15 protein-coding genes and 1 pseudogene are annotated in these 17,263 nt (G+C 68.1%); 7 read left to right on the forward strand and 9 right to left on the reverse strand.

What is annotated here, in order from left to right; genetic code table 11:
* The first annotated feature begins 95 nt into the window (after positions 1–95).
* Positions 96–671, forward strand: coding sequence for an SMI1/KNR4 family protein (locus ABTX60_RS18365; RefSeq protein ID WP_352098061.1), 576 nt, complete (start codon positions 96–98; stop codon positions 669–671).
* 47 nt (positions 672–718) lie between these two features.
* On the opposite strand, the gene ABTX60_RS18370 is transcribed toward ABTX60_RS18365, so the two are convergent.
* The 6 genes from ABTX60_RS18370 to ABTX60_RS18395 form a co-directional block, all read right to left on the reverse strand.
* Positions 719–2,488, reverse strand: coding sequence for an IucA/IucC family protein (locus ABTX60_RS18370; protein WP_352098062.1), 1,770 nt, complete (start codon positions 2,486–2,488; stop codon positions 719–721).
* Positions 2,485–3,036, reverse strand: coding sequence for a GNAT family N-acetyltransferase (locus tag ABTX60_RS18375; protein WP_352098063.1), 552 nt, complete (start codon positions 3,034–3,036; stop codon positions 2,485–2,487). Before ABTX60_RS18375 ends, ABTX60_RS18370 begins: the two co-directional genes overlap by 4 nt.
* Positions 3,033–4,319 carry a lysine N(6)-hydroxylase/L-ornithine N(5)-oxygenase family protein gene (locus tag ABTX60_RS18380; protein WP_352098064.1) on the reverse strand — a complete coding sequence of 429 codons (1,287 nt, stop codon included), beginning with the start codon at positions 4,317–4,319 and terminating at the stop codon, positions 3,033–3,035. The genes ABTX60_RS18375 and ABTX60_RS18380 overlap by 4 nt, the downstream gene beginning before the upstream one ends.
* Positions 4,303–5,745: a lysine decarboxylase DesA gene (gene desA, locus ABTX60_RS18385; RefSeq protein WP_352098065.1), complete on the reverse strand. Its 1,443-nt coding sequence runs from the start codon at positions 5,743–5,745 to the stop codon at positions 4,303–4,305. The genes ABTX60_RS18380 and desA overlap by 17 nt, the downstream gene beginning before the upstream one ends.
* Positions 5,746–5,981: 236 nt before the next feature.
* On the reverse strand, positions 5,982–6,836 hold the full coding sequence (locus ABTX60_RS18390) for a siderophore-interacting protein (RefSeq protein ID WP_352098066.1): 855 nt from the start codon (positions 6,834–6,836) through the stop codon (positions 5,982–5,984).
* A gap of 146 nt (positions 6,837–6,982) precedes the next feature.
* Positions 6,983–8,026 (reverse strand): ABC transporter substrate-binding protein, encoded by a 1,044-nt coding sequence (locus ABTX60_RS18395; RefSeq protein WP_352098067.1) that lies wholly within the window; start codon positions 8,024–8,026, stop codon positions 6,983–6,985.
* Positions 8,027–8,662: 636 nt separating this feature from the next.
* Between ABTX60_RS18395 and ABTX60_RS18400 the strand changes: the two genes are divergently transcribed.
* The 5 genes from ABTX60_RS18400 to ABTX60_RS18420 all read left to right on the forward strand — a co-directional run bounded on the left by ABTX60_RS18400 (position 8,663) and on the right by ABTX60_RS18420 (position 13,922).
* Entirely contained in the window at positions 8,663–9,595 is a 933-nt protein-coding gene (locus tag ABTX60_RS18400; protein ID WP_352098068.1) for a hypothetical protein, read from the forward strand.
* 383 nt (positions 9,596–9,978) lie between these two features.
* Positions 9,979–10,113, forward strand: coding sequence for a hypothetical protein (locus ABTX60_RS18405; protein ID WP_352098069.1), 135 nt, complete (start codon positions 9,979–9,981; stop codon positions 10,111–10,113).
* Between the two features lie 112 nt (positions 10,114–10,225).
* Positions 10,226–11,608: a cytochrome P450 gene (locus ABTX60_RS18410; RefSeq protein ID WP_352098070.1), complete on the forward strand. Its 1,383-nt coding sequence runs from the start codon at positions 10,226–10,228 to the stop codon at positions 11,606–11,608.
* Positions 11,605–12,879, forward strand: a complete 1,275-nt coding sequence (locus ABTX60_RS18415; protein ID WP_352098071.1) for an MFS transporter — start codon at positions 11,605–11,607, stop codon at positions 12,877–12,879. Before ABTX60_RS18410 ends, ABTX60_RS18415 begins: the two co-directional genes overlap by 4 nt.
* A gap of 11 nt (positions 12,880–12,890) precedes the next feature.
* Positions 12,891–13,922, forward strand: coding sequence for an aspartyl/asparaginyl beta-hydroxylase domain-containing protein (locus ABTX60_RS18420; RefSeq protein WP_352098072.1), 1,032 nt, complete (start codon positions 12,891–12,893; stop codon positions 13,920–13,922).
* Here ABTX60_RS18420 and ABTX60_RS18425 read toward each other — a convergent pair.
* The gene (locus ABTX60_RS18425) at positions 13,917–14,981 is read right to left on the reverse strand and encodes a helix-turn-helix transcriptional regulator (RefSeq protein WP_352098073.1); all 1,065 of its coding nucleotides are present in this window, start codon (positions 14,979–14,981) and stop codon (positions 13,917–13,919) included. The genes ABTX60_RS18420 and ABTX60_RS18425 overlap by 6 nt on opposite strands.
* A gap of 177 nt (positions 14,982–15,158) precedes the next feature.
* Here ABTX60_RS18425 and ABTX60_RS43235 point away from each other — a divergent pair.
* Positions 15,159–15,524 (forward strand): annotated as a pseudogene (locus ABTX60_RS43235) (GNAT family N-acetyltransferase); the annotation flags it as partial.
* A gap of 30 nt (positions 15,525–15,554) precedes the next feature.
* On the opposite strand, the gene ABTX60_RS43240 reads toward ABTX60_RS43235, so the two are convergent.
* Positions 15,555–16,052, reverse strand: a complete 498-nt coding sequence (locus ABTX60_RS43240; RefSeq protein ID WP_502992349.1) for a hypothetical protein — start codon at positions 16,050–16,052, stop codon at positions 15,555–15,557.
* Between the two features lie 48 nt (positions 16,053–16,100).
* Positions 16,101–17,261: an acyl-CoA dehydrogenase family protein gene (locus ABTX60_RS18435; RefSeq protein WP_352098075.1), complete on the reverse strand. Its 1,161-nt coding sequence runs from the start codon at positions 17,259–17,261 to the stop codon at positions 16,101–16,103.
* Between the last annotated feature and the right edge of the window lie 2 nt (positions 17,262–17,263).

The raw sequence follows: 17,263 nt of genomic DNA on the forward strand, positions 1-17,263 counted from the left end.
CGCGTCCGCCGGTGCGTGGGGGCTGCTCACGCGGTTCCCCGCGCCCCCCAAAAAAGGCCGCGTTGGAGATGCCGGAACGCAAGTACCGTGTTGCTGTGACCAGTGACAAGGCCGACCGCCGCGGGCTCTGGGACGGCGTCGCGGTCCGTGCCCGTGTCGCCGCCATGGCCCAAGGAGACCCTGGACGTGAGCGTTTCGGATCCTCACGCCACGGATATCTGCTTCGGCCTCCGCTGGCAGAGGACACGATCCGGCTGTTCGAGCAGCAGCATGGTGTCCGGCTCCCCGCTTCCTACCGCGGCTTCCTCATGGAGGTCGCCGACGGAGGAGCGGGACCGGACTACGGGCTCCTGGGCCTCACCGAGGAAGTGGACGAGGAAGAGGCTCTGCACGACCTTCGGGCGGAGGGCCGACGCGCGGGCTTCCTGGCCACGCCGTTTCCGCACTCTGACGCGTGGCCGGGGCCGGGCAAGGACGGTGATGCCCGCTACTCGGTCGCAGGGAGTCTGGTCATCGGGGAGCGCGGTTGCGGCATGTTCCACCGGCTGGTCGTCACGGGGAGGAGCGCCGGCCAGGTCTGGTTCGACGATCCTGACTGGGGCGGCCTGACACCGGGGCCGGACTTCCGGGAGTGGTACCTGGCTTGGCCGGCCACGACGAAGGCAAGGTGACGGGCACCCCGGAGGACCGTACTCCGGGGTGCCCGTCCGTCTCCGGGTCAGAAGCCCGCGATCGGGTTCTCCAGGTTGCCCACCAGCTGGAGGGCTCCGGACGGGTCTGCCAGGTCCACCATCTGCGCGTTGTTGCGGAGCTGGAGGCGGTTGAGGCAGGAGAGGGCGAACTCGGGGGCGAACATGTCGTACTGCTCGAACCTGTCGGCGAGTTCGGGCTTCGACTCCTGGTAGGCGCGGGTGACGTCCGCGACCGTCTGCCAGAAGTCGGTCTCCTGCAGGACGCCCTCGGTGGCGAGGTTCGCCGCGAGGAAGCGGAAGAAGCAGTCGAAGACGTCTGTGAAGATCGACAGGAGTTTCTTGTCCTCCGGGACCTCCACCCGGAGCCGCTCCACCGCGGGCGGCAGCACCGCGTCCGGGTCCATGACCGCGATCTCCTCGGCGATGTCCTTGTAGATCGCGCGCTGCACCACCCCGTCCTTCAGCACCAGGATGACGTTCTCACCGTGCGGCATGAACACCAGGTCGTAGGCGTAGAAGCTGTGCAGGAGGGGCGTGAAGTAGGCCTGGAGGTAGCGGCGCAGCCACTCCTTCGGGGCGAGGCCCGACTGCTCGATCAGCGCGCCCGCGACGGACGCGCCCTCGTGGTCGACGTGGACCAGGGACGCCATGGTGGCCAGGGACTCGCCCTCGTCCAGCGACGGCACCGGGCTCTCCCGCCACAGCGCGGCGAGCATCTTGCGGTACGGCGAGTAGCGGTCCGTGGCCTGCTCGTACTCCAGGTGCCGGTAACCGACGGCCGCGCGCTCCCGGATGATCGACAGGCCGGTGGACTTGAACACCGGGTCGCCCTCGATGAGCTGGGCCAGCCAGTCGTTGATCGCCGGGGTCGCCTCCATGTAGGCCGCCGACAGGCCGCGCATGAAGCCCATGTTGATGACCGAGAGCGCCGTTTTGACGTAGTGCTTCTCGGGGCTGGTCTTGTTGAAGAACGTCCGGATGGACTGCTGGGCCAGGTACTCGTCGTCGCCCTCGCCCAGGCACACCAGGTGCCGGCGGGCCACATCGGCCGCGAAGGTGACACTGAGCTTGTTCCACCACTGCCAGGGGTGGACCGGGATGAGCAGGTACTCGCCGGGGTCCAGGTCCTGCTCGCGCAGGACGCCCTGGAAGCGGTCGACGGTCTCCGCGCCCAGTTCCTGACGCAGGAACGACTCGTACTCGATGCCGACACCGGCTGTGAACGCGGCACGCGACCGGTGCGCGGCCAGCCATACCAGGCGAACCGGGCTCGCCGTCTCCGGCGCGTACGACAGGTACTCGTGGATGCCGAAGCCGAGCCGCCCGTTGTTGGCGACGAAGCAGGGATGGCCCTCGGTCATGCCGGCCTCGATGGCCTGGAAGTCGCCGCGGGCCAGTTCGGCCGCCGTGGTCTTCGGCTTGGTGAGCTTGTAACAGGTGCCGGAGAGCGTGGAGGAGATCTCCTCCAGGTAGACCGGCAGGATGTCGTCGCTCAGGCCGAGGGACTTCTGCAGCTCGATGAAGAAGTCCAGCGCGGCCAGCGGGACCTCGGCGCCGTCCCGGTGGCGGGTGATCGAGTCGGCGTCGACCTGCCAGTGGTCCAGGGCGCGGCGGGACGCGGAGAAGCGGTAGCTCGTCAGGCCGTCGTCGCTGCGGACGACGTAACTCTCCCCGTCCTGCTCGGGGGTGATCAGCCGCTCGTGCGCGAACTCGGCGAGTGCTTTGCGGATCAGGAGGCGGTTGGCCCGCGCCCAGCGGTGGGGGGACAGATGCGCTACGGCGTCGGACAGGGTCATACGGTCACTCCTCGGGCGGCCAGGAACTGTGCGCGCGTGCAGAAGCTGAGCAGCGCGCGCTTCTCCGGCTTGTCGATCTCGCGCTCGGCCACGAAGCCGACGGCCTCGTTGAGCGCGTGGACTGCCTTGTTGCTCACGTCGGGCTCCACCACGACCCGGCGGGTGCGCGGGTCGGCGAACAGCTCGTCCATCACGGTGGTGATGACGGCCTTGGTGAAGCCGTGGATCGGCCGGTCGGTCGGCGCGACCAGGAAGTGCATGCCGACATCGCCGGGCTCCGGGTCGTACAGGCCGACCAGCTCGACGTACCGGGGGTCGTACTTCTCCATGAGGAACGCGGGCCGGCCCTCGTGCAGACCGAGGTAGGCGTCGTGGTGCTCGTGCGCCGCGATCCGCATGTACTCGCGCTCGACGTCCTGGAGTTCGGCGTCCTGCATCATCCAGTAGGCCGCCTTGGGGTGGGTGACCCAGGAGTGCAGCAGCCCGGCGTCCTTCAGGGGGTCGAGGGGGCGGACGGTGAGTGTTCCGATACCGGTGGCGGCGCTCATACGGCGAACTCCTGGAACGCGATCGTCTTCTCCACCGGGTAGTACTCGCTGCCAAGCAGCTCGCGGATGATGTACGCGTTCCGGTAGGGGCCCATGCCCAGGTCGGGGCTGGTGATGCTGTGCGTGTGGACCCCGGCGTTCTGCAGGAAGATCCCGCGGCCGGTGACGTCGATCGCGTAGTTGCGGGCGACGTCGAAGTTGCCCCGTGAGTCGTAGACCAGGCGGTCCTTGACCGGCGCGAGGAACTCGGGTTCGGCGTACTTGTAGCCCGTGGCCAGGACCAGGCCCTGCGAGTCCAGCTCGAAGTCCTTGCCCTGCTCCTCCTGACGGAAGCCGAGGGTGTAGGTGCCGTTCTCGTGACGCGCGCTGTTCAGCGAGGAGTTGGTGAGCAGCCGGGTGGGGACGGGGCCGGAGAGGTTCTTCTGGTAGAGCAGGTCGAAGATCTCGTTGATGAGGTCGCCGTCGATGCCCTTGAACAGGCCCTTCTGCTCGGCCGTGAGGCGGTAGCGGGTCGCCTCGGGCAGCTCCCGGAAGTAGTCGACGTACTCCGGGGACGTCATCTCCAGCGTGAGCTTGGTGTACTCCAGCGGGAAGAAGCGCGGGGAGCGGGTGACCCAGTTCAGCCGGTAGCCGTGGACGTCGATCTCGCTGAGCAGGTCGTGGTAGATCTCGGCCGCCGACTGGCCCGAGCCGACCAGGGTGATCGAGTCCTTCTTCTGAAGCTCCGCCTTGCCCGCCAGGTAGCGGGAGTTGTGGATGAAGTCACCGCCCAGGCCCTGGCAGGCCTCGGGTATGTAGGGCGGGGTGCCGGTGCCGAGGACCAGGTGACGGGCCCGGTAGATGTCTCCGGCGGTGGTCCGCACGACGTAGAGCTCGTCCTCGTACGTCACCTCGGCGACCGTCGTGCCGAAGCGGATGCTGCTCAGTTTGCCCGCGGCCCAGCGGCAGTAGTCGTCGTACTCGACGCGCAGCGGGTAGAAGTTCTCGCGGATGTAGAACGAGTAGAGCCGGCCCTTCTCCTTCAGGTAGTTCAGGAAGGAGTACGGGGACGTCGGGTCGGCGAGGGTGACCAGGTCCGACATGAACGGCGTCTGGAGGTGGGCACCGTCCAGGAACATGCCGGCGTGCCACTCGAAGTCGGGCTTCGACTCCAGGAAGACGCCGTCGAGTTCGTCGATCGGCTCGGTCAGGCAGGCCAGGCCGAGGTTGAAGGGGCCGAGCCCGATCCCCACGAAGTCGTGAGTCGCGGGAGAAGGGGCCGGGTTGTCAGGACGCGCGGTCAAGGGACTCTCCCAGGTACTGCTCGGCGTGGCCGGCGATCAGATCGAGGACGGCGGCGATGTCGGACACCTGCGTCTCGGGGTTCAGCAGGGTGAACTTCAGGTAGTGGCGGCCGCCGACCTTGGTGCCCGCGACGATGGCGTCACCGGAGGCGAACAGGGCCTTGCGGGCGTAGAGGTTGGCGCGGTCGATCTCGGCCGGGTCGGTGACGGCCGCCGGGATGTAGCGGAAGACCAGCGTGGACAGGCTCGGCTCGACGACGACGTCGAAGCGCGGGTCGGCGGCGATCAGCTTCCAGCCTTCCCGGGCCAGCTCGCACACCTCGTCGAAGAGCTGCCCGATGCCGTCGGCGCCCATGGTCCGCAGGGTCATCCACAGCTTGAGGGCGTCGAAGCGGCGGGTGGTCTGCAGGGACTTGTCCACCTGGTTGGGGATGCGCTCCTCCACCATGCGGCGCGGGTTCAGGTACTCGGCGTGGTACGTGGCGTGGCGGAGCGTGGCGGCGTCCCGCACGAGCACGGCCGAGGAACTCACCGGCTGGAAGAAGGACTTGTGGTAGTCGACGGTGACCGAGTCGGCGCGCTCGATGCCGCTGATGCGGTCCCGGTGCTTCAGGGAGGCGAGGAGGCCGCAGCCGTAGGCGGCGTCGACGTGCATCCAGGTGCCGAACTGCTCGCACAGTTCGGCGATCTCGGGCAGCGGGTCGATGGAGCCGAAGTCGGTGGTGCCGGCGGTGGCGACGACGGCCATGGGGACGAGGCCGTCCGTCGCGCAGCGCTCCAGTTCGCGGGCGAGCGCGACGGTCTGCATGCGCTTGTCGTGGTCGACGGGTATGGAGACCACGGCGTCCGGGCCGAGCCCGAGGAGCTTCGCGGACTTCTTCACGCTGAAGTGGCTGACCTCGGAGGCGAAGATGCGCAGTTCGGCGAGGTCGTTGCTCTTGGCCTCCTCGCGGGCCAGCAGCAGGGCCTGGAGGTTGGACTGCGTGCCGCCGGAGGTGAACACGCCGTCGGCGGCGGGGCCGAGGCCGATCCGCTCGGTCGTCCAGTCGATCAGTTTCCGCTCGATGAGCGTGCCGCCGGCCGACTGGTCCCAGGTGTCGAGGGAGGAGTTCACGGCGGACAGGACGGCCTCGCCGAGCACGGCCGGGATGACGACCGGGCAGTTCAGGTGGGCCAGGTAGCGGGGGTGGTGGAAGTAGATCGCGTCCCGGAGGTAGACGTCCTCCAGTTCGTCCAGCACCGCGGCGGTGTCGTGCAGCGGCTGGTCGAGGTCGATCTCGTCGATGCGGGGGGAGAGGGCGTCGACGCTGATGCCGGTGAACGGCCGGTCGGTGGCGGCGAGTTTGGCGGCCACCCGCTCGACTCCTTCGGTCACGGAGCGGCGGTACTGCTCCGCGGTGGTGTCGTTGAGCAGGTGCGAGCGCATGTGGGGGTCCTCCGGTGGGGACGGTCCGGTGCGGGACAGGATGGGCTGGGCTCCGTCCAACTTAGGCAAGCCTAACCTAAGTCGATCAGCGCGGGAGTGGCCCCTGCCGTGACTGTGGTCACTCGTGTCACTTCGGTCGTGTACGGCTGCGGCTGCGGCCCGTTGGGGGAGGGGCGGCCAAGGATGAGGCCGCGGCTCCTGACGGGCTGCGGCTTCCGGCCGGTGAGGGGCGGTGGCTACGCCTCCGCCCGCAGCTGCTCCTCGCTCACGCCGCGGCGCCAGTAGCCGACGAACGTCACCCTGCGCCGGTCGATCCCGAGCTCGCGCACGAAGTGCCGGCGCAGCTCCTTGACGCACCCGGACTCGCCGGCGATCCAGACGTACGGCCGCTCCGCCGACGGCAGCGGGGTGTCGCCAAGGGCGCCGAGGGCCATGGGGGACCCCTCGGCGGTCCCCTCCTCCTTGACCAGCCAGGTGATCTCGGCGTCGGCCAGGGTCACCAGGTCCTGGATGTCGCCGGCGTGCGGGACCTCCAGCCAGACCCGGGCGCGGGTGCCGGCCGGCAGCGACTCGACGATGGCGGAGGCGGCCGGGACGGCGGTCTCGTCGCCCCAGACGACGACGAGGTCGGTGTCCTCGGGCGGCCGGAAACGGATCGCCCGGTTGTCGGCGACGGCGGGACCGAGCAGCAGGACCCGGTCCCCGGCGGTGGCGCGGGCCGCCCAGCGGGAGGCGGGGCCGGCCTGGACGGAGGCGTCCGGTCCGATGCCGTGCAGGGCGAAGTCGATGTCGATCTCGTCCGGGTCCCGGCGCAGGCCGCGCAGGGTGTACGAGCGCATCACGGCCCGTACGTCGTCCGGGAGTTCACGCCAGCCCTGCCACCAGCCGTCCCCGAGCTCGAGCGGGACGACCGGCTCGGGCTGCCCCGGGTGCGGCAGGAACAGGGACAGGGACTGGTCCTGGCCGTCGGAGTGGAACGCGTGCAGATCGGGGCCCCCGAAGGTGACACGCACGAGGGACGGTCCGAGCCGCCTCGTCCGCAGGACCTGGAGGGAGAAGAAACGGAACGGGGCGGCTACGGCGGTGGTCATGTCGACTCCTGATTCATCGTCAGGGGTGAGTGGAGGCACCTGGGGGACGTGGGGCCGTGTCGGCATGCGGCTCGGCCGCGCGGGCGCGACGAGCCGCATCCGGCCCGCTCCCGCGACACCCCCTCAAGCGCCCCGCGGGCGGCGCGTCAGGCGACCTTCTTCGCGCTCTCGATCGCCTTGGCGAGGTTCTCGACCAGGGGCACGCACTTGTCGTACGACAGGATCGGCTCGGGCGAACGCGCGATGACCTGACCCGCCTTGACCGCGGGCAGCTTCTTCCAGGTGGCCTCGGTGATGTCGGCCGGCTGGATGGTCGAGGCGCGGTCGTCCATCATGATGATGTCGGCCGGGTACTTGTCGACGTTCTCCCAGCTGAGGTTCTCGAACCAGCCGCCGTTGGCCTCCATGGCCTTCTTCGGGGGCTCGACGAGGTTCACGCCGAGGGCCTTGAAGTACTCCAGGTCGATGGAGAAGTTGGAGCCGGAGACGTAGAAGATGGCGTCCGAGGCGGACCCGGCCATGACCTTGATCTCGGGGCGGGACTTGGCGGCCTTGCGCAGACGCTCGGAGGCGGCCTCGAAACGCTTCTTCGCCTCGACGACCTTCGCGTCCTTCAGGTCGGCGCCGAGCGATTCGGCGAGCTCGGCCATGCGCTGCAGCGGCTTCGGCATCTGACGGTCGAAGACCGAGACGGCCACGCTGGGGGCGAGCTTGGCGATCTTGTCCTTGGAGGCCTCCGGGACGTACCAGAGGGTGCCGGCGGCGTCGAAGGTGGTGGTGATGAGCACCTCGGGCTGGAAGGCCGCGTACTGCTCGACGTTGAACTGGTCGAAGCGGTTGCCGAAGACGGTCAGCTTGCTGACGTCCATGTCGCCGGCCTGGACGTCGGCCTTGCCGTCCTTGGTCTTCGTCGGGCCAAAGACGCCCTTGACGTCGATGCCGTAGTCGTACAGGGCGGCGGCGACGCCGGTGAACGCGACGATCTTCGTGGGGGCCTTGTCCAGGCTCACGGTCTTGCCGCGGTCGTCCTTGAAGGACCAGGGGCCGGACTTGGCGACACCCTTCGCGTCCGAGCCGCCGTCCTTGGAGTCTTCGCTGCCACACGCGGTCACGAGGGCGCCGAGCCCGAGAGCACCACCGGCGGCGAGCAGGCCGCGACGGGAGAAACGGGCGGTTCTGGCGTTCGACATGACTGGGTCTGCTTTCGTGCGTACGGAGCCACTGCAGGCATGGCCGACAACCTCGTGGCTGAGATCGTGATTAGGTTAGCCTAACCTGAGAATCTGTCCAGGGGGACGTGGGGTGTGTGCCCGAGGGTGGGGGTGGGGATGCCCGGGGGTGCGGTGAGCCCCGTCACCAGGCAGCCTGAGTCCGGCTCGGCGCGATCGCTACGACGTGAGACGGCCGGTCAGGGCCCGGACCAGGTCGGTGCGAGCGACCTGCAACACGAACTCGTCACCCTGACCGGGTGCGGGCTTGGCGTACCAAGGAAGCCCACGGCGGCGCCACTTGGCCGGCTGAAGGTCCTGGGGGAGCGGCGGCGAGCCGAGTGTCCACGGCCCGCGGCGCGACATAGTCAACGCCCGCGACCCGTCCGCGTTGCGGTGCGCCGCCGATGCCGCCCTCTGCTGCGCTGCTGGACGTGCGAGACCCGGCCGCAGCGTGCCTGCGATCGCCCCGCTTACTCGTACCGAGCTGATCTCGCTGTGCCCGTGCGGCCGATGATGCTCGCGAAGGGGCCGCGTTCGACCGGGGCGGCTTGTGCGGGTCAGCCGCCCGGCCAGGGGCGTCACTGGCGCCTCGTAGTCGCCGCCTACGCTCTTGGCATGCGGCGCAGTGATGTCACGCGAGGCGACGGCACATGGGTGGGCCTGTCCTTGGAGGTACAGGACCGCCACCAGCCGGAGCTGTGTGTTTTCAGTGCTGGGCCGCGGCTGCTGGTCTCCCAGCTGTCGCGGCCTGTGCTGCTCGCCGTTGTCGAAGAGCCCCTACAGGGCGTGGATTTCTGGCGCACTGACGAATACCGCTCCTTCGTCCCGCCGCTGCGCGCTGGCGTGGGGCGGGCCCTGTCGGGCAGCCCGGAACGGTGGGCTCACCGCTTCGCGCGATACCTCATCGACTCCCCGGGCAGCCCGTTGCACGATGGCCGATGGCTACTCTCTTGCGAGAGCCCGCTCCAGCGCTGGCGCCCCGCTGCCTCTTCGCATGCCGAGTACTGGAGGTCGATGCTCGTCGAGGGCCATCCGGACGGATACATCGACTGGTTTCCGCACTCCACATCGTTCGAGGTCCTGCCCCTGCGGCCGATGCCCGGCCCGGGCGACGGCCGAGTCAAGGCCTACCGCAGGCAAGTCCGCGAGGGGACGCTCCCACCCGTTCTGTTGTGGCGGGTCAGTGGACTGGACTGTCATCTGATCTTGGATGGTCACGCACGACTTGCCGCGGCGATCGCCGAGTCCGTCGAGCCTCCGCTGCTGCGGTTGCACCGCACGGTGCCGGGCGAAGACCTGACCGCACGGATCGATGACGCTGTGGGCTTCTATGAGTACGAACTGGAACGCTTCGCCGAACTCCGCGCCATCCACGGTCCCACCGTCCCGGACGGCGCCGCCACCGCCGGGCTACAGCTCGTCCGCCTCCTCGATGATGTGAACACCGCGGAACAGCCGACCTGGGCCTGGCCCCTGCCGGGCGGGGAAGGGCAGTGGCGTCGCATCGCACGCGAGGTGACCGTCGGCAAGGGCTGGCCCCGTACCTGAGCCCTGCCGAACCCCTCTGGCGGGCCATGGAATTGGCGCATGCCTGGTCCTCTCGGCCCGCCGCAGCGGCAAGGGTCAGTGGCTCATCGACCCGAGATGAGGCACCGACATGACGTCGCTCATCAGCCCGAACGCCGTCCTCGCGTCCTTCACGGTCACGTCGCCGGTGAAGGACGCTCAAACGGTGTCGCCGAAGTCCTCGTTGCGCATTCCGCGAGCGCGCGGCGGCGCAATGTCCGGGATCTCCACAAGCAACCCCTGGTTATTTGATGCATGCAGCTTCTGCCGCCCGATCACGCTGGACTCTCTCCCTGGGCAGTCGGCAGTCTGTGGGGGCAACGGCAATTCCGAGGAAAATCCACGGAGTTGAAAACGCAACCACTTTGGGTCGTTTCCCGTTCCGGGACGGCCCCCTGTCATGGAAGAAGGTGCTGACGATGGCCCTGCTCAAGACTGCCTCGTACGCGATTGCCCGCCGCACGAAGATGACCGCCCTGGCCGGCTTCTACAAGTACTGAGCAGCTCCCCCTGATCTGCAGTCAGGGCGCTGATTCTTGGGGCTGGGCAGAGCTTTCGCTCCTGTCCAGCCCCACGGGCGCTCAAGCCGGACCGACCAACCAAGGGGATCCGATGAAACGACCTCCAGGCCCGCGTGGCGCGCGTCTCGCCGGTAACGGGCCGGCCTACGACGAGGACCGGCTTGGCTTCATGACCAGTATGTCCGAACGGTATGGAGCGATCTGGTCCTTCGACCACCACATCGTCGTCGTGTCCGACCCGGCCCTGGCGGGCGAGGTTCTCCTGCGCACCAACAACGACTTCGGCGGAGAGGTGGACTTCCTCCACCGGAAGCAGAAAGAGGATGAGGCGACACGGCAGCAGTGGTCCTCTTCGCGTGCTGCGCGAATGCGCGGAATGCGCCCGTCCACAATGCAGGCGAAGATCCCCATGATCGGGACTGAGATGCGGGCCGCGATTCCGTCTTGGGATTCCGGCAGTGACATCGAGATCGTCGCGGACATGCGGCGCCTTACCTCCCGTCTCGGCGCGATGATCTGTTTCTCGCAGGATGCGCCGATAGCGGAGGGCTTGGAGCAGGAACTGTTCGACGCCCTCCTTCCGGTCATCCGCAGCACGATCGCGCTGCCCTCCTGGCTGCCGCTGCCGCGTCACCGGCGCGTGGCACGCGCCAACCGGGCGTTGGAGGACGGAATAGCCCGGGTGATCGACGTCCGCCGGAAGGAAGGGCGGACGGAAGCGGATGACCTGCTCGGCGTGTTGATGAAACCGACAGGTCGGCATGGAGTGCTTACCGACCGGGTCATCCTCGAGACGTTGGCGGCCACCCTGCTGGCCGCTCAGAGCGCGCCCTCTTCCGGGTTCGGCTGGATCATCCACGAGCTGATCAAGAACCCGGAGGCCCAAGAGCGCATCGCGACCGAGGCCGCCGCCGTGCTCCCGCCGTCGGACCCGATCACGCATGCCCACTACGAGCAGCTCGAGTACACCGGGCGAGCGGTCAAGGAGGCGCTGCGCCTGTGGCCACCGAACTGGGTGTACGCCCGCCACACGCTTCATGACACCGAGCTCGGCGGTTACACTCTGGCCCGCGGCACCAAGGTGATGGTCCCCTCTTACGTAATCCAGCGTGACGCCCAGTGGTTCCCCGACCCGCTGTCCTTCGACCCGGATCGCTGGCTCTCCGATGGATCCGGTACCACGGCTGTGCCCCATGCGTATCTGCCTTTCGGCGCGGGCCCCCTGGTGTGCATGGGACTCTCCTGGAGCCTGATCGAGATGACGCTGGGCACTGCGCTGCTGCTCCGCGACTTCCGCGTGGATGCCGCTCCCGGGACGACCGTGGTTCCCGATCCCGCCCGGGAGCTGACGCCCAGCGGACTCATGGTGAACCTCACCGCGCGCCCCGCACCTGTTCACACTGCCCGTACCGGATCAGCCCGGCAGGGCCCTGCGTCGACCGGCTGCCCGATGTCGATCGGCTCGCCCACATGAGCGGGCCGATCACCTACAAGGTGCTGCTCGGCAACCGTGAGTTCAACGGTCTGTTCGCGGCCCACACGGTGTCCATCCTCGGTGACGTTCTCACGAAGATTGCACTGTCGGTCCTGGTGTACGACCGCACGGGGTCCGCCCTGGCCGCCGCGCTGACGTACGCTCTGGGCTTCGTGCCCCAGGTGTTGACGGCGGCCCTGCTGTCCTCCGTGGTGGACCGGTTTCCGGCCCGCCGGGTGATGCTCATCGGCGATGCCGCGCGCCTGGTGTGTGTGCTGCTGATGACTTTGCCCGGCATGTCGGTTGCTGTCCTGCTGTGCCTGGTTACGGCATCCGGGGCGCTGACGCCCGCGTTCCGGGCGGCCCGCCAGACCATGCTCCCCGAGATCGTCGGCATGGAAGGTTACGCCCTGGCCCGCTCGATGTTCTCGGGCACTATTCAGATTGGCCAGACTCTGGGCTTCGGCCTCGGTGGTCTCATGCTGCTCCTGGTCACTCCGCGAGCCGCTCTGTTCCTGGACGCGGCGACTTTCGCCTTCGCTATCGTGGTCGTGCTCCTGACAGTCCGCCCCCGGCCTGCTACGTCCGCCGGGCGTCAGGAGAGCACGGGTGTCATCCGTGCCACTGTGCAGGGCAACCGGATGATCCTGACCACGCCGCTGCTGCGGCGTCTGCTGTTCCTGCAGTGGCTGCCCACCGCGCTGGTCGTCATGCCGGAAGGACTCGCAGCCCCCTACGCCGAGCAGTTGGGAGGAGGACCCACCGCAGTGGGCCTTCTCCTGGCGGCCCCGGCCGTCGGCACCGCACTCGGCGAGGCGGCAGTCGCCCGATTCGTCAGAGCCGAAAGGCGCGCCCGGAGCGTTCCCGCCCTGTTGCTTCTCGCAGTGGCTCCGCTCGCATGTTTCGCCGTCGAGCCCACCTTGCCCTGGGCACTCGCCCTGCTGCTGCTGAGCGGAGCGGGAACCGCCTACGCCCTCCCACTCGACCAGCTCTTCATCGAAAATGTGCCTCCACATCTGCGGGGCCGCGCCATGACCCTCGCCGGTACCGGCTCCATCACCACTCAGGGCACCGGACTGGCAATCGGCGGGCTCTTGGCCGAGTGGATCTCCGCACCCTGGGTGTTCGTGGCCGGGGGACTCACCGCACTCGCGGCGGCGGCCGCGGCCGGCAGGACTCGCCCATGGCGGGCCGATCCGCACACCGTGATGCAGACGGCCTCGGCCGACCAGGCTGTTACGGACCAATTACCACAGCACAGTGACAAGTGAGGAACTCCAGAATGCCCGTGTCTTCCGAGCCTCTGACCTCTGTGGACAACGCTACGTGGGCGCATCTGCCGCCGGCCGCACCACTGGATTTCACCGTCGACGCCGTACGGCTCGCTGCAGAGGTCGCCGCTCTGTCGGATCTCACATGGCGCCCCAACCGTCCGGTGAGCCAGAACGGCCTGGGCGCGGAGGACGCCTTCGACTGGAAGATCATCCCCCTGCGCGGCCCCAACGGGAGCCTGGCGCGAACCGACCCGGGCGGCGCCGGGCTGGAAGACCACCTCGACACCGAGGCTCTGGCCCGCAGCCCCTACCATGCCGAGGTGCTGGGCAGGATCCCCGCTCCACTCCACAGCGTCCGACTCATGGCACTCGGGCCGGGAGCCGAAACCCATGAGCACCGGGACGGCCGCACAAACTTTCCCTGGGGCTCCCTCCGGCTGCACATCCCGATCGTGACCCAGCTCGGAGCGGAACTTCTCGTGGGCGGCGAGACCTATCACTGGGACGCAGGGCAACTGTGGTACGCGGACTTCGACCGCCTGCACATCGCCCGCAATCGCAGCGCCCAGCGACGTATCCACCTGGTTGTCGACTGCGTTCCCACCCCGGAACTGATGGGTCTCTTCCCGGCCGAATTCCGCGCCGCGCTGCCCTGGAGCGACGTCCTGTTCGCCCGGGAAGAGGTTCCACTCCAGCCATTCGAGAAGGAGGGCCTGACCTGCGAGCTCGATGTGCCCGCCACCTTCCCGGACTGGTCCGACGACTCGGGCGCCGACCCCTCCGACAGCCTCCCCGGCAGGATTGAGCAGATCGACGGGCGCCTAGTCCTCTGTATCGCCGGCGAACCGCGCTTCGGACTCATCCACATTGGCAACGCCGAATTCCGGTTGCAGGGCTGGACCGACGAACGCACCCTGCTCCTGGACCTCGAACGGCCCGGTCCCACCGCACGCTTCAGGGTCCGCTGCGGCCGGTCGCTCACCGAGCACGTCGTCCGTAACGTTCGCGCGGTCGATCCCACCGGACTTGGAGAGTCATGATCGATGGGAGCAGGCGGCATCAACCACGCTGTCGATGTGACCGGAACCGGGGTTGCCGGCATCGCCCAGCCTCGCGCGGATGAGGTAACCGAGCTGGAATCGACTCTCGGCACGGAAGCTCTCCATGATTTCCCTGATGTGCTTCCGGCAGGTTCGTAGGGACATGTTCAACCGGCGGGCTATGACTTCGTCCTTGAGGCCTTCGGTCAGCAGCCGCACAATCGCCTGTTTGGCCTCGGTACTGATGGTCGGCGTGCCGAAATGGCCTGGGTTGAGCGGAGTGGCGAGAACCCAGGAGTGCTCGAAGACCGAGCAAAGGTAACTGACCGTGAACGGGTCGTGGATGATGGCCGCACCATCCTGCGGATCGTGGCGAGAGACGAACGCGACCTTCTCATCGATCACAGTCATCCGGCCGAAGAGCTCGGGCAGGGTCCGGATCTGGGCTCCCGTCGAGGCGAGCTTCCTGACGTAGTCCTGTGTCGTTGTGTCATGGCGAGCCGTGTGTTGGTAGAGGGTGCGCATCTGTACGCCGCGCCGGAGAAGGGCCAGGTCGCGGGCGCTCGCCAACTCCGCCGGTCCTGTGGGGTGCTCGCGGCCGGGTTGGCAGGTGAGCACCTCTGCTCGGCACTGTGCGATCGCGTCGTCGATCCGTTCGACAAAGGCCTTGGTGTCGTGGACCTCTTCGATCGGAGTGTGGTACCGCTGGGTTTGCCGTACCTCGGCGTACAGGGGGCCGAGCGCGTTGAATTCCCCTCGCAGCTCCTCAGCGCGTGCCAACTGGCTGCGAAGTGCGGTCTCGATGGGGCTGAGCAAGGTCGCTGCCGCTGTCTCGGGAGCAACGGATATGAGCCGGGTCTCCGCTGTAGGCCCTTGCAGTGGTCGAAGCAAGTGCCGGGCGGTGAGCACGGAGGCGGCGTGTTCTACGGTCTCGACTGTGAGCCCCAGATCCTGAGCCGCTGTTTCGATGGTCAAGTGGCCGTGTTGCGCGATCCAGCGGAAGACGCCGATTTCGACGTCACTCAGCCGACTCATGCCTGCTATGGAGATGTTCTCCACCGTTTGCCCCCCTGGAGAGATCCTGCATGCAGCTTAGTGCCGGGTAATCATGCTCGACGGGTAACGCAGTGGCTCGGCATGCTGAAAGGCTTGAAGGGACTCGAAAGGCGCCAACCGCAGACGCCACATCCGATGGGAAGCCGAGGAAATATGGGTGTGATCACTGAGGGCGTGGAGATGAGGGCGGCCGTCCTGGACGATGCCGGAGCACTTGCGGGGGCGCTGCTGCGGAACCGTACGTACATGCACCCCTGGGAACCCGACCGGCACTGGACCTTTTTCACCGAAGGCGGGCAACGGACCCGGTTGAGAGAGCAGCTCGCTCAGCGGGCAGTCGGGCAGGCCATGCTCTGGGTGCTCGTTGAGACAGATGGCGGGCGGCTCGTCGGCGCCATCTCCCTGTCAAGGATCGCCCTCGGTCCCCTGTGCAGTGCGAGCGTCGGTTACTGGGTCGACGCGGAGCGAGCCGGGCGCGGCATTGCCACTGCCGCTGTCGAAGCGGTGTGCCTGGCCGCCCGAGAAGAGTTCGCACTGCATCGCGTCGAGGCAGGGACGATGGTGGACAACATGGCCTCACAGCGGGTTCTGACGAAGGCCGGATTCGCCCAGTACGGCTGCGCGCCGAAGTATCTGTACGCCAATGGAGCCTGGCGCGATCACCTTCTCTTCCAGCGGATCTTGCACGATGAACGACCACGGAGTATTGGTCATGACCTGTTGATCAAGAAGTTGGCGGACAGATGACGACAGGCCCTCACGCGCGTGAGAGTCGAACTCAGCGAGGCACCGGATCTTCGGTGGCTGGCAGCGGTTCTGCGGTCTTCGGGACCAGCGCGCGGAGGAGGGAGTGGCGACCATGGCGAGGGTGGCGAGGAGGATGAGCCGCGGAGGGAATACGGACGCCGTTCCTGCCACGAAGTTGGCCACGACCAGCAGCCAGGTGCAGGGGGCGAGCGCGAGCAGCAGCGGGATCGTGGCCGTCAGGCCCGCCAGCGCGCAGCCGACCAGGATCGCGCGCCACCCGACTACCTCGTTGAGGGACAGCGAAGCATAAGCAGCCCCTGTCGCCATGGTCGCGACGGGGGCTGCTGTCGGGTCTGCGGGGCCCTGATCAGGAGCTCAGCCGACGAGCCCCAACTCCCGGGCGATCAGCATGCGCTGGACCTCGCTCGTGCCCTCGCCGATTTCCAGGATCTTTGAGTCCCGCCACATGCGGGCGACCGGGTACTCGTTCATGAAGCCGTAGCCGCCGTGGATCTGGGTGGCCTCGCGGGCGTTGTCGACCGCGACCGTGGACGAGTGGAGTTTCGCCAGGGCCGCTTCCTTCTTGAAGGGGGCTCCGGACACCAGGCGGGCCGCCGCGTCGCGCCAGGCCAGGCGGGCCGTGTGGGCCTTCATCTCCATGTCCGCGATCTTGAACTGGATGGCCTGGTTGGCGGCGATCGGCTTGCCGAACGCGTGGCGTTCCTTGGCGTACTTGACCGACTCGTCCACGCAGCCCTGCGCCAGGCCCGTCGCCAGGGCCGCGATCGCGATCCTGCCCTCGTCGAGGATGCGCAGGAACTGGGCGTAGCCGCGGCCCTCCTCGCCCAGGAGGTTCTCCGCCGGGACCCGGACGTCCGTGAAGGACAGCTCACGGGTGTCCGAGGCGTTCCAGCCGACCTTCGAGTAGGGGGCCGCGACCGTGAAGCCGGGCGTGCCGGACGGGACGATGATCGAGGAGATCTGCGGCTTGCCGTCGGGCTTGCGGCCGGTGACCGCCGTGACCGTCACCAGGCCCGTGATGTCCGTGCCCGAGTTGGTGATGAAGCACTTGGTGCCGTTGATCACCCATTCGTTCGTGGCGGCGTCCAGGCGGGCCGTCGTACGGGTCGCGCCCGCGTCGCTGCCGCCGTCCGGCTCCGTCAGGCCGAACGCGCCCAGCACTTCGCCCGAGCAGAGACGCGGGAGCCACTCCCGCTTCTGCGCCTCGGTGCCGTAGAGGTGGATCGGCATCGCGCCCAGCGAGACGCCGGCCTCCAGGGTGATGGCGATCGAGGAGTCGACCCGCGCCAGTTCCTCCAGAGCCACGCCGAGGGCCAGGTAGTCGCCGCCCATGCCGCCGTACTCCTCGGGGAACGGCAGGCCGAACAGGCCCATGCGGCCCATCTCGCGGACGATCTCGTACGGGAACTCGTGCCGCTCGTAGAAGTCGCCGATCTTCGGCGCCACCACCTCGTGCGCGAACTCCTCGACCGTACGGCGGAGTTCCTCCAGCTCGGGGGAGAGACGGTAGTCCATGG

Source organism: Streptomyces sp. NPDC126510, from assembly GCF_040302345.1.
Taxonomy (GTDB): Bacteria; Actinomycetota; Actinomycetes; order Streptomycetales; family Streptomycetaceae; genus Streptomyces.